Genomic DNA, 12042 nt, shown 5'->3' on the forward strand with positions numbered 1-12042 from the left:
AAATCCTAAAATATTCTGCCAGATTTCAATAAAACTTTAATGTTTGATGGTAACTCTGAGTCAGATTGTGCACATATTGTTAAAAAAACATTGACCAATAATGATATCTGAACCAGAAGGAATTGACATCTCAATTTTATTCAATGCCAGTATATCTCGTGGCATTGAGTAATTTTTTTCAAAATTCATATATAATCCTTATTGATTATTAGTTTTAAGTTTAATGTATTTGTTATTAATTAAATGCATATGGATAATTTTTCTCTTAAAAAATAATGTTACGTTAAAAAATTATCAATTAATTATATGGCTCCTTATGTTTAGTTTTACTTCATAAAAAATAATAGTTAGGGCTGTAATCATTTATCGGCGTATATTCAAAACGATAATGTTAATCAACTATCGACCGAAGAAGCGCCTGAATTTTAGGCAACCCAAAGTCGTCTTTGAAGAACTACAGCAGGCGGCGTTGCACTTGAAAGTTGAATCCGCCCTTTGTCACACTGTAATTACATTTCATTAATATATTAAGATCCCTTAAAGACAGTATGACGCTCTAATTTATAATGCCAACAATACGTATAATCTAAAATTAGCGATGTAATAAATAATTAATATGTTATAAGTTAGGATTATGATGGGCATCCATAATATGTATAATTCTCAAAATCAGGACCACTTGGGTCACTGGTATCTATATTAACTCCAAAAAGTTTACTTTTTGTTTTTTTGTTATTTTTTGCAGTTATTTCGTAATAAATATGTAATCTTGAAGGCCTATAATCACCTATTGGATGGATTTCTTTAAGGAGACAAAATGGAATAGTAACTATTTGATATTTTCTATTTCCATCTGTGAGTAGTTTCTTAGTGGCTAAGTCAAAGTCATATTTTTGAGGCTGAATGTTCTTGGAAGATTTTATACTCACCTTCACTGTCCCCTTCTGGTCAGGTGTAGGTAATTTTTCTGCAGAATTATTAGTAATTTGTATCACTACATATAAACCAGCATTCTGACTATTATCTATATATTCACCAAAAATAAGCTGTTGGCTTATCGTGTCAAAAGCTACGGAAGCTGATTCATAAACTCTGGCGCCTGGATAACTAGGTTTGACCTCACTCTTCGTTATATAACTAGAATATATAACAGGTTTATCATAGACTGTATCGCTATCATCATCTGGCTCTGATGAGTCATCACCACCGACGTACATCATTTGTAGGGAGTCGGAATACACGGGGCTTCCGTTTTCCTTAACCACCATATAGTATAATCCACCCTGTTGATTAAGTACTAATTGGTCATATGTAAACGGAAATGGCGTCTCACTTAGCATTCCTACATCTCCTGTTCTATATGTAGGAGATAATAATGTTTTGTTTTTTGTATTATCATATTCAGTAAAAAATGCAAGTACGTCTTTCTTACTGGCACCCGGATATAAATTAATTTGCGTATTAAAACTCGTATCATCAAATGATTTTTTAAGTATACCCCCTATATCCATTTCAAATATAAAAGGGTTGTCTAATGGACGGTTTTTAGAATCAAAAGGAAAAATACACATGACTGCTGTATATTCTTCACGTGATATATTTGCTATTTTAGCTACAAAATCAATTCTCGCTGATTGACCTTGTATGGGATATGCACGAAAACTTATCTTACCATGTTCATCACTCTTTAGAACAAAGAAGTGTCTTTCACCTTGCTTTCCTATAATAGCAATGGGGTTACCTTCAGATGTGGCTATATTTATCAATGCCGGAGAAAACTGATTATGTTGTGTTGTGATCATAATCTGGGTATTTTTTATTGATTTTTCTGAAGCATCTTCAACTTTTCCTTCATATAGCCTGTTTGTTCCATTTGGTATTATATTTTGAGTAGTAGGTGTTTCTATAAATTCATTTTCAGTTTTTAATATAATAATATCTGGTGGTGTGTTTTTTATTATATTATATGTAATAGGTAGGGGCTTAAATCCAGTTAAATCTTTACCTTTATTATCAATAGGGACTACTGTAAAAGAAATATTATTGGATGTAATTTTTTCACTAATCTCTAATAATATTACAGTAGAACCAAATGTTCTATTTTCAAGGTTAAATGATGAATATTTAACATATTCTAATACATGAAAATCGTGTTCTGATCCTGTTTTTGGTTTTATTTTTATGTGCGCTATTTTATTAAATATGCCCGGATTTTTTTCACCATCAATTGTAATTGATAAATAAATACTTTGACCTTTAAAAACATTAGAGCCACTAATAAATGACACCGTAATAGGATTGGTTGCATCTTCAACTGTGATTATTTCTTTTTTGTGTCTCATTTTTACACCTTTATAATTTATTTAATAAGAATTATATTATTGTGTTATAGTACAAATAAAATTTATTAAAAAACTAGTGATAACATTAATGTAAATTAAAAATAACTTGCTATCTAATGAAAAAAAGTAATCACCTCATAAAGATATTACGCATACTAAATTATCACCATATTAATATAAGCATAACTCAGTCCGTTTAGTGATTTGTGATTTTTCGCAATTGTTCAGATCGCAAAAATCGGACTGAGTTACCGCCAAGTGATCTACTATTTTGAAATTTTATTTATAATATATTGTAATTTATTCAGTTGGAGTGTATTTTCTTCCAAATTTCTACTAACCTTCAATAAAGTAAAGTTTATCAGAGAATAATCATCTCTGATAAACTTATAATTACTCAGTAAATTATACTATATTAAAATCAAGCACACACAGTACATATCCTTCTATATCAGTACTATACTTAGGACCTGTATCACTCCTGAGATCGTATATGAACTCTTGCCTAGTACCAATAAGTATATTTGATATATTAGGGTTACTACCCCCGTATAATATTCCCCAGAAGAAACTTTTTGGAAACTCTTCAGTCAAAGGAATAATGTTTTGTGGATTAGGATTAGACCTTGTTAAATCAGACATATCAACTTTTCTAACCCTATTGTGTGGATCGCTGTTAGTAGTGCAGTGTGCTTCAGTACCAGGGTAAATTGGGTCAGTATTGCCATAACTCAAGAAAAGTTTTTTGATATTAAAATCATAAGTATAACTATACTTGGCTTTATTAGGTTTCATAACCGTTATTTCAACCTTCTCTTTTCCTGGATAATAAAAGCTCATTATTCCTTTACTATCTATACTAGCAACCGAAAGATTATCAGATGCTTTTACCCGATCGTTCCCTTGGGAAATAGGCTTTTCTGTCAATTGATCCAATAATTGAGCTTTCAACGCCATAAACGTATTATAAGGTTTGTTTTGTTCTTTATATATGTATCCCTGAGGTTTTTTATCACTGAATACGTGAATCCATGCTTCCTTAGCGACAAGAAGGAATGCCACTGGAGATGCTTCGCCCAGTATAGCGGGAGCTGTTCCTTGTGGTATTTCTAATTTTACTATCAGACCATCAGTTAGTTTATCACCTTGAATATCACCCACACCAACCTGGCTGGTCAATGTAGCAGTAATTTTGCCATCTTGTATTACGTTATTGATATTCGTAATTTTCCATTCGTCCTTATTGTTGTAAGTTGTAGCAGTAAGATTAGTATCCCATTTTGCATCTATTTCAGTTCCATTGGGCAGCGGCTCCCCTGATGCCTTAGTAACATATGCCGTATAGTTATAATGATTGTTGCCATCTCCCAACAGAGCATTGTCGATCTTAAAATCTGATGTGACTTTTTGTATCTTAAGTACCTCTACTGGATTTTCAAAATCTACAGGTTCTGCACATTGTTCTGTCGAAGACACTTCAACAGATTTGTCAACAACATAAAGACAGACCTGTGCGCCTGTCACTACAGGTTTTTTCTGAATGCTGTATAGTGAAACCTTCAATATACCGCCAGACTGAGCAGTGACTTCTTCTTTATTCGATAACCAAGTTTTACTCTGGTCGTCTCCATACGGAAGTTTCACTTTCCATTTAAATTTAATATCCTGTTTTGTATAAGGTGTTTTACCATCAGGATCGAATACTTTTGCAGTAAATACATAGGATTTTGTTCCATCGGGAGAAATTGTTTTACTGGCTGGGGTAAAAGTTGGTTTCTGGACAATTGGCCATCTGAATTCCGCAACAAAAGGTGCTGATTTCGAGGCACCATTATCAATAGACGCTTGCACGCTAATACTTTGTGGCACATTGCTGGTCAATTTCGCCGTGTTTTCACCAGTTGGCTTTATCGTTGCCTGCCCTTTAACAAAAGTCCAACTAACAGGCTGTATTTTCCCGCTTTTATCTAAAAACTCTGCCGTTAATTCATAGGATTCATTGACTGGTAGTATTGGATTTTGTGGTGAAGACGTTATCTTGATTTTGGCAAGATAAAAAGATACCTTTTGAGCCGATACTAATGGTTGTTTTTCAATCGATAAAGAAACCTCAACATCTGTTAGGAGAACCGGACTGCTCAATATTGCTTGTAATTGTCCCTGCTCATTTGTTTTAAATTTCCCGTCTATTTTTATTGGGGTCACAGGAACATTCTTACCCTCCTTATCTTTTGCACTCCATTTCACATCATTATCATCTAATTCTTTACCTATAACTTTTGTCCCACTTCCATCAACAATAGTTGCTGTATAAGTATATTTACTGTAGTCGCCAGCGGGTAGCGGCCCAGACTGATCAACATCCAATTTGTTATTTTCAATATGGTATTTTGATTTATCTTCATTAAAACTCACCGTTCCCACCAATTGTTTAAGTTCCCCTTCCATTTTCAAGTAAACATTTACATTCGGAATGGGTTTTTGGCTGGTCAACATGACAGTTTTTGTTAGATAACCGTGCTCATCTGTCGTCAATTTATCTACTTTATTCCAGCTAAACTTCAGACCGGATTCAGCACCTTCATCGGGTTCCGATATCCACTGAACATTATCGATAGTGGCATTTTTTAATGGCTCTCCCTTACCTGTATCAAAGGTAATCACGGGGTTAAAAGTATAATGGGATATGTTATTTGCGGGTAATGGCCCTGATGGAATGAAGTTAGCTTCTTCACTTATTTTAACTTTGTAAGGTCTGACAATGACGTTCATCTTCACAAGCTCTGATTTCTGATTATTATTTAATTCGGCAAGTGCATAAATCGCGTAATTGTTGTTTTTATTATCACCGGAGAGAAACCTCGGCAATGTAATTTGAATTGACTGCCCTGTTTTAGAAGAAATTTTCCCTCCGTTTTTTTCAAAGTCTTTACTTGCAGTCCAGTGGATCTGTTTGATAGGAGTATCAGATGATATTCTTGCTGAGATCTCGTGTTGCTGATAACTATAACCTATGATCGTTTCTGGCAAAGACAATTGCGTAATTGATGTCTTTTTGTGTTCAAGCACAATATTGTTATTTCTTTCCACCAAATCATAACGGCTGCCCGCTAATGTCCGCATAGAGGCCACGTTTTCTGGCGATAATTGCACACCCAGAGGTACACCCAGTTTGTAATTTAAATTCGCCAAGAATTGGGTTTCGGTATGTCCACTTTCCCCTTGTTTATAATCTACACCCATTGTGAATAGCGGGATCGGGGTATAAGTCAGGCCTAACTTAGCCAAGCTGGGGTTTTTCTGTTTGGTGTCGCGGTTGAATAAGGTAACGTTATCACCAAAATATTGCTCATAGGTTAGTTTGGTGCCCAGATTAGGGTAGGCTGGCAGGAAAAACTCTCCATTGATGTCATAACCGTCGGCAGGGCGTTCTTGATAATCCTTAAAACTCTGTGATTTTTGCCAATCACTTAAGCGATAATAAGTATTCGCGGAGAGTTTAATATAGTCTCCCCAAATTTCGCCCCCCAACCCCAAACGTTGGTTTTTCCCCGTGAGGTCGTGGTCATAAAATGTATTTAGGCCATACATCCAGTTTTGATAAAAATAGCGCCCTCCTAAACCCACGTTAATGGTATTTCGGCTGTCTTTATTGCGATAACCGAATTGAGAGAAGAGCAACCAATCAGCTTTATTGTCGTAAAGCGGCAATAATAAATCGAGTGAGTTATTTTCTAGCGTTCCCTTTTTATCCAGCCCAAAGTTAATTCTGGCAGTACCAAATTGCGATAACCATTTTTGAGCTTCAGACGCGACCGTACTGTTCAATCTACTTAAAGCATAGGATTTAGCTTGTTCTGCCAACTCTGAAGGAGAAGATGATAGGATATTGCTTGCTGTTTGAATGTTTTTGACAAGCACATTCGGTGTATCAGGCTCTGAGATGTCATTGCTTTTTTGCAAATTATCTTCTTTATTGGTATTAGAGTTCAGAAATCTTTTACTTGACTTATTAACTTGAATATCTATATCTTCTTTCTTATTTACTTCTTGGGGATATGTTTTCCCTGTTGATACATTACCATCAGCAAAGGCATTCATCAGCGTAGAAGGTAACAATAATGTATATAAAACAATAAGAAAGCGAAATGTATTAGTAATATATGAAGGCATATATGAAGACCTCAGCATATTTTCAATAGAGTATTTTCATTTAATTTCATTAATGTAAGAAATATCCTTCTTCCTGATATAGCATATAAATAGTAATTACATAAAATTACAAATATTTATCAGTTGATTCAAATAAGTTATCACTTGATGATTTTTACCATTTCCCGCAAAAAAATCATCAATTCCTCATGATGCTATAGCCGTAAATTATTTCATTTAAAAAAATTTATCATAATGACAACCATTTATAATTAACAATTAAAATACTCCAGAGATAAATAACCACACCTATCCTTATATAAAAACAGTATAAAATAAACAACCTCATCATCAAAGACCTCTCCAAATAAGACTCCCCCTTAAAAATCAACCTAATTAGTGAGTCAGTTTTTATAGTTAAATATTTTTAAAATCATCTTAACTCCTGAAAAAAAATTAAAAAACATAAAATTAAGGCAAATAATTTTTTATTACTCGTAATGCGAGTAATAAAAACAAAAAATCACTCAGTTATTAATGTGATAACTTATTTTCATTATAAACCTGCCAATATTTTATTTATATTTACCACTCCTATTTAATAATTAAAATTTCTGTATAACTCTTAACAAAACAAGGGATTAATTATAATGACCGAAAATCATCTACTTCCTCCTCCTGTCTTACCTCAAGCTAATAATGGTGTTTTGGATAAATCTAAATTACAAGGGGAGGATATTAAAGTTTTGGTACCAACTTCACCCGCTACTATCAATAAAGGTGACAAGATTACTGTGACCTTTACTCACGGTGATGACTCTTTCAGCCATGCAAAGCATGCGGGCAATAACCTTGGTCAATATATCGAGGTTGATTTTTCTCCAGAACAGGTCATAGCACAACAGTATGACGTCAGTTATGTAATTGAAAATACTTACAACCCTGCCAACTCAGCAATAGTTACCATCACAGTTGTTGACGGTACATCAACAAAACCACCACCAACCGATGAGCCATTTATCATCATGGGTGCCCGTTCTACCAATTACCTTTTGGCCAATGGCCTTAAAGGACCACAATGTCTGACTGCCTGGGATAAGGATACCAAGCAGCCACTTGCAGTAACATGGCAATATGATGGTAGTACACTAGTCTATGATCCTTTGTCTTATGAAAATTCTACATTTTTCTATGATACTGCTCCGAATCGCATCATTCTCGTTTCTCACGGTAATAGCACACTCCGAATAAATCCACTCAACGTTTTTGGCAACGGTGGCACCTTACATCCCACCTTACCTTTTAATAGTGAAGATTATAATAACATTGATGATGACTCGCCTGTTTACTTGTATCCCTCTACTTTTGCTGCATTACTCACTCCTTATGGCCCTGGAAAATATCAGGTCATGGTAGGTTGGGGAGGGTACTTCAATAAATCTTTTACACTAGGCAACAAAGAAGATATCTCCGGAGTTTTATCATTGACCACAAACGGAGGTGCCTATGCAGCTATTTACATAGATCCTAGTCAAGATATGCTCTTTAAAGGTTGGGGAATTGAAAAAGATGGTGCTTATATCCCTCCTTATGCTAGCCAGATGGCATCTCATTTTGGTGCTGGCGGCCAGAGCTTTATAGCCGAAAATGTCTTTGGGGGTTACACCATCTGGGACAAAATAAAATGTCCAACCACCGACCTTAATGAAGGACACGATGTACCTACCCTCTTTGCAGGAAATAATTATGGTATCACCTGCTATCTTCCTGATTCTGGAACCATACAAACTTGGTATAGATCATCAGTATTAACACCAACATCAGATTGGACGAAGAAACCATTGGGGGGAAATTATCAGGAGATACGTTCCATTACACCAATAGCAGATGGTTTTGTTCTCCTGAACAAAGAGGGTTATGCGTCGGTTTGGGGAAATACTCAACTTTCTATACCAGATATCATCGGAAGTCAGGGTGATTACGTACAAGTTGCCAATACCCCAAAAACCGGTACCGCTTTGCTGAAGTTTGATACCCATGAAGTGTGGGGTTGGGGAGGCCAATTTGGTTCCGATAGTTCAACCGCCATTGAGTCAAAAGTTCAGGACATGTCAACCACTATGGACACGATCCTTTTCAGAACCACAGATTATGCTGTCAAAGCAATAGGAGATCTTGAAGTACCCGATGATATCCAGTCACTCAAAGATATCGTTCAAGTAGTCGGCTCGGCTAAGGCATGTGCCGCATTGAGAAAAGATGGAACGGTAGTAACCTGGGGAGATACTGACTATGGTGGTGACTGTACCGCAGTCCAAGGACTACTCACTAATGTAAGAGCCATCTACTCTACAGGAAGAGCTTTCGTTGCTCTAACCGCAACGAAGTCAGTCATTACTTGGGGTGACTTCAATGGCGGAGGAGATAGTAGCGAGGTACAACAATACTTTCTCAACAATCTAACCTATTATCTTGATTAAGATGGTGTTGATATCATCATAATCAGTTCACTCTAATTTAACAGGCGCAATCTATGTTAGTACGACAAAAAGATTGCGCCTTATCACCATCAATACCGCATCGATACTCAATAGCACCATAATGGTGCGCACCTTCTTTTATCATTCCCTAATTTGGTGCAAATGTGTTTAAAACCGTACTTTTACCTCATTCATATGTCTCCCTCCACAGCCCCATACATTGATATTAAAGATTTTTAAAATGTTGGCACACTTTTCGCATTTCTCTTGGCAATAGCGATTTCGTAAAAATTTACCGTACAGAGATACACAACCGCCCCGACGTAAACTTAGGAGAGCTCAGTATGTCCGTTGAACATGTTTTGTCCATGATTGAAGAACATCAGGTGAAGTTTATTGACTTACGTTTTACTGATACCAAAGGTAAAGAACAGCATATCACCATCCCTGCCCACCAGATTGATGAAGATTTCTTCGAAGATGGCAAAATGTTTGACGGTTCATCTATCGGTGGCTGGAAAGGTATCAATGAGTCCGACATGGTGTTAATGCCAGATCCAAGTACCGCAATGCTTGATCCTTTCTTTAATGATGCCACCCTCATCCTGCGCTGCGATATTCTGGAACCCGGCACAATGCAAGGTTATGTTCGCGATCCCCGCTCCATCGCCAAACGCGCAGAAGATTTTCTACGTGCAAGCGACATTGCAGATACAATTTTATTTGGGCCGGAACCCGAGTTTTTCCTGTTCGATGACATTCGTTTCGGTAACTCCATCTCTGGCTCGTATTACCATATTGATGATACTGAAGCGGCATGGAACAGTGGTACGCGTTATGAAGGCGGTAACAAAGGCCATCGCCCCGGTGTCAAAGGAGGCTATTTCCCTGTTCCTCCAGTAGATTCTTCTCAAGATCTACGTTCAGCCATGTGTCTGACAATGGAAAAAATGGGTTTAGTGGTTGAAGCCCACCATCATGAAGTTGCGACCGCCGGACAAAACGAAATCGCCACCCGCTTTAATACCATGACTAAAAAAGCGGATGAAACCCAGATTTATAAGTATGTAGTTCATAATGTTGCCCATAAATATGGCAAGACTGCCACATTTATGCCAAAACCATTGGTAGGCGATAACGGCTCTGGAATGCACTGTCATATGTCACTGTCCAAAAATGGTACTAACCTGTTTGCTGGTGATAAATACGGTGGTCTATCCGAGCTGGCACTTTACTATATCGGCGGTGTCATCAAGCATGCCCGCGCATTGAATGCTTTTACCAACCCAACCACTAACTCATACAAACGTCTGGTTCCCGGCTTTGAAGCTCCAGTGATGCTGGCTTATTCTGCCCGTAACCGCTCTGCTTCTATCCGCATTCCGGTTGTAGCCAGCACTAAGGCTCGCCGTATTGAAGTGCGTTTCCCTGATCCAGCAGCGAACCCTTATCTGTCCTTTTCTGCCCTGTTGATGGCGGGTCTGGATGGCATCATCAATAAAATCCACCCGGGTGATGCAATGGATAAAAACTTGTATGACCTGCCAGCGGAAGAGGCGCAGGAGATCCCAACGGTGGCCCCTTCTCTGGAAGACGCATTGGCCGCACTGGATGCAGACCGAGAATTCCTGACACGCGGTGGTGTTTTCACTGATGATGCAATTGATGCTTATATCAACTTATTGAAGGGTGAAATTGAGCGTGTCCGCATGACTCCACATCCTTTAGAGTTTGAACTGTATTACAGCGTGTAATGTTTTATCGTGTGCTTGATGGCATTGCGGTTGTACCTTTTTTTGTTGCCGTGAAACTTTTGGCCCATCTTCGGATGGGTTCTTTTCCCGTACATATGCACGCTACAATCACTCGTGATGATGCATGTTCCCAATAACACAGCCAGATGATACACAGCGGAAATAACGCATACTGAGCAGAAGGATTCATCGAGTTATGCTTAAATAGGCTACAATGCACCAAAAAAGTGCAGAGATTGAATGACAATGGTTGATTTACCCGAAGCAGAACAGATTCTCGACTCACTGATAAACAGCGTCTTGGTGCTGGATAATGATCTGATTATCCGTTACGCCAATCATTCCGCTATGCAACTTCTGGCACAAAGTACACGTAAATTATTCGGTACGCCTCTTCCAATTCTGTTTAGCTATATCTCAATGGATACAGAATTGATGCGTTCCAGTTTGATCAACAGCCATGGTTTTACCGACAACGAAGTTATACTGGTGATTAATAATCACTCTCATGTGATGTCGCTCAGTGCCCAACCGATTTCCGAACAGCTTATTCTGCTGGAACTGGCGCCTATGGATAGTCAACGCCGTTTAAGCCAAGAGCAGATACAACAAGCACAGCAGGCAGCTGCACGAGAATTGGTTCGGGGGCTGGCCCATGAAATCAAAAACCCCCTTGGCGGGCTGCGGGGAGCCGCACAACTGCTGGCTAAAGCGCTGCCAGAACCGTCCTTGCGGGAATATACCCAAGTGATTATCGAACAGGCAGACAGGCTGCGCGCCCTTGTTGATCGGTTGCTGGGGCCACAGCATCCGGGAACCCAAACCCACCAGAGTATCCACTATGTGGTCGAGCGGGTTTATCAATTAGTTTCACTGGAAATGCCTGCCAATGTCACGTTGATAAAAGATTATGATCCCAGCCTGCCAGAACTGTCTCACTATCCTGACCAAATTGAGCAAGTTCTGCTGAATATCACCCGTAATGCCCTGCAAGCACTGGGCAAAAAAGGCGGTACTATTACTCTGCGAACACGAACAGCCTTTCAGGTTAGCTTACAGGGTGAGCGCTATCGTCTGGCTGCCAGAATTGACATTGAAGACAGTGGGCCAGGCATCTCCCCCAATATTCAGGATACGCTTTTTTATCCCATGATCAGTGGACATAGAGGTGGAACTGGACTCGGGCTGTCCATCGCGCGTAATCTTATCGACCAGCATGCTGGCAAAATCGAATTTACCAGTTGGCCGGGACATACGGAATTTTCCATTTACCTGCCTATCAAGAAATAACCGATCAAGAAGTAGAGGGTGACA

The 12042-nt window shown here is 38.2% G+C and carries 5 protein-coding genes; 3 read left to right on the forward strand and 2 right to left on the reverse strand.

What is annotated here, in order from left to right:
• Positions 1-632 precede the first annotated feature (632 nt).
• Together H8A87_RS02900 and H8A87_RS02905 are read right to left on the reverse strand one after the other, a co-directional pair.
• The gene (locus H8A87_RS02900) at positions 633-2342 is read right to left on the reverse strand and encodes a hypothetical protein (RefSeq protein WP_198688501.1); all 1710 of its coding nucleotides are present in this window, start codon (positions 2340-2342) and stop codon (positions 633-635) included.
• Between the two features lie 405 nt (positions 2343-2747).
• Positions 2748-6515 carry an inverse autotransporter beta domain-containing protein gene (locus H8A87_RS02905; protein ID WP_198688502.1) on the reverse strand — a complete coding sequence of 1256 codons (3768 nt, stop codon included), beginning with the start codon at positions 6513-6515 and terminating at the stop codon, positions 2748-2750.
• Positions 6516-7144: 629 nt separating this feature from the next.
• Between H8A87_RS02905 and H8A87_RS02910 the strand changes: the two genes are divergently transcribed.
• From H8A87_RS02910 to glnL, 3 genes are all read left to right on the forward strand, one after another.
• Positions 7145-8974, forward strand: coding sequence for an RCC1 domain-containing protein (locus H8A87_RS02910; protein ID WP_198688503.1), 1830 nt, complete (start codon positions 7145-7147; stop codon positions 8972-8974).
• Between the two features lie 344 nt (positions 8975-9318).
• Positions 9319-10728, forward strand: coding sequence for a glutamate--ammonia ligase (gene glnA, locus H8A87_RS02915; protein WP_198688504.1), 1410 nt, complete (start codon positions 9319-9321; stop codon positions 10726-10728).
• Between the two features lie 240 nt (positions 10729-10968).
• Entirely contained in the window at positions 10969-12018 is a 1050-nt protein-coding gene (gene glnL, locus H8A87_RS02920) for a nitrogen regulation protein NR(II) (RefSeq protein WP_198688505.1), read from the forward strand.
• Positions 12019-12042 lie beyond the last annotated feature (24 nt).

Source organism: Xenorhabdus lircayensis, assembly GCF_016306625.1.
GTDB lineage: Bacteria > Pseudomonadota > Gammaproteobacteria > Enterobacterales > Enterobacteriaceae > Xenorhabdus > Xenorhabdus lircayensis.

Excerpts from the sequence above, each read along its gene's own strand:
- H8A87_RS02900 (WP_198688501.1), bottom strand. The coding sequence starts at position 2,342 with ATGAGACACAAAAAAGAAATAATCACAGTTGAAGATGCAACCAATCCT.
- H8A87_RS02905 (WP_198688502.1), bottom strand. The coding sequence starts at position 6,515 with ATGCCTTCATATATTACTAATACATTTCGCTTTCTTATTGTTTTATAT.
- H8A87_RS02910 (WP_198688503.1), top strand. The coding sequence starts at position 7,145 with ATGACCGAAAATCATCTACTTCCTCCTCCTGTCTTACCTCAAGCTAAT.
- glnA (WP_198688504.1), top strand. The coding sequence starts at position 9,319 with ATGTCCGTTGAACATGTTTTGTCCATGATTGAAGAACATCAGGTGAAG.
- glnL (WP_198688505.1), top strand. The coding sequence starts at position 10,969 with ATGACAATGGTTGATTTACCCGAAGCAGAACAGATTCTCGACTCACTG.